The organism is Pseudomonas sp. EA_65y_Pfl1_P113 (genome assembly GCF_963970525.1).
In the GTDB taxonomy this organism is placed as follows: domain Bacteria; phylum Pseudomonadota; class Gammaproteobacteria; order Pseudomonadales; family Pseudomonadaceae; genus Aquipseudomonas; species Aquipseudomonas tritici.
This window is the reverse complement of sequence record NZ_CAXAQM010000092.1, coordinates 1-1,420: the sequence shown is the minus strand read 5'-3', so window position 1 is coordinate 1,420 and position 1,420 is coordinate 1. Positions and strand designations below refer to the sequence as shown.

Below are 1,420 nucleotides of genomic sequence, written 5' to 3'. Positions count from 1 at the left end.
CCGCCGTAGGGGCACGGCTCGCGGCTGGAACACACGCCGAGTATTATCGGGCGATAAACAACGGCACCTTTTTTAGCCAGTTGAGTCATTTTTTCCATTTCACTGGGCTGAATCAGTCGAACAATCTCAGCCTTCCGCTTCTCTCCATGTGGACTGATAAACCGGTCTGTCACCAGCAGTTGCAACTCTCGGCCTAATGTCTCGTACATGGTACGGACGTAAAGCGTGTGAGCCTTTTCTTCCAGTCGAAGGTGTGAGAAGTTTTGCCCATAGTAAAAACTCATCGCACGGGTAATGTGTTTTAACTGAAACTGTAAGGACGCATCGCTTACCAGTCCTGAGGCTTGCATGTTGACGGCGCCTGTGCGGCGCAGTTGATGCCATGCCAATGGCCAGATTCCTCCTACTGCAAACTCTTCCGGTAACGCTGGGTTCACCAAGCGCGCCAATTCCAGGTCACGAGGTGTGATCCGTAACTGTCCAGGGTCGAAAAGCTTGGGGTTGGCTCCAAATGCTGCGAGGTAATTGATAATTGAGGGCCGAATGGCTCGGCTCATCGTTTGCCTGACAGGTATCCAGGGCTCGTTGGCATAAGCGATCAGAAAATGGTCTTCCCCAATCGGCGCAGGCGTTTTACATGGGTCGTAATCGAACCCCTCGGCGCGAAGCTTGGCCACAGCAGTCATAGCTTCCACCGCTATTTTTGCTGAAGGTGATGTGACCCAAAAAGTGTCGGAATCTGAGGTCGTCTTGGTTGTTCGCCCTCGCAATAAAGTGATTTCACCGAAGCGAGGGTCGTTCTCCACTGTCAGGCAATTCGCTCGTAAATTCCAAGCCTCCTCGACGCGCATAAGGCTGAAATTCAATAGGTAGGCTAGCCCTGCGCGGGTGACGAAGGTCAGGTAGCTCGATAGGGCCTTGATGGTCAGTGTTGAGCCTGGAGTTCCAGCCCAACGCTCAAGAACCTCAGCAATACCAAATCGAATCGCGGTATCGGCAAAGGGGCCATAAAAACGGCGGCCAGAATAGGCCCCGTTGCACCCATCTGCGGGCCATTGAAATGGCGCAACAGCGGAAAATCGATCTTTAGGAGTCGCGAGTCGATTGTGATGATAGGCTGCGGATTCCACGGCCATCCGGCCACCTATTCCATAAACATCCGGCCACTGATTCCAAGATGATCCGGCCACCCATTCCACGCTCATCCGGCCACCCTTAAGGCAGGCAGCAACGCAGGATTAATTCACTACCATCGACCTCTTTTATCGAAGCAGAGAGGTCGTCGTGGAGCGTTTATCCATGCGTAAAATCCGAGAAGTGCTACGTCTCAAATTCGAGGTCGGCCTATCTGCCCGCCAAGTCGCTGGCAGCTTGCAAGTAGGCCGAGCCAGCGTCGGTGAGTACCTCAATCGCTTTGCTG

1 protein-coding gene is annotated in these 1,420 nt (G+C 53.5%); it reads right to left on the bottom strand.

Features of this window, described 5'->3' with window-relative positions:
* Positions 1–1,205: hypothetical protein (locus tag AACY52_RS28395; RefSeq protein WP_339561081.1), on the bottom strand; the 1,205-nt coding region annotated here is incomplete at its 3' end.
* Positions 1,206–1,420: the final 215 nt, after the last annotated feature.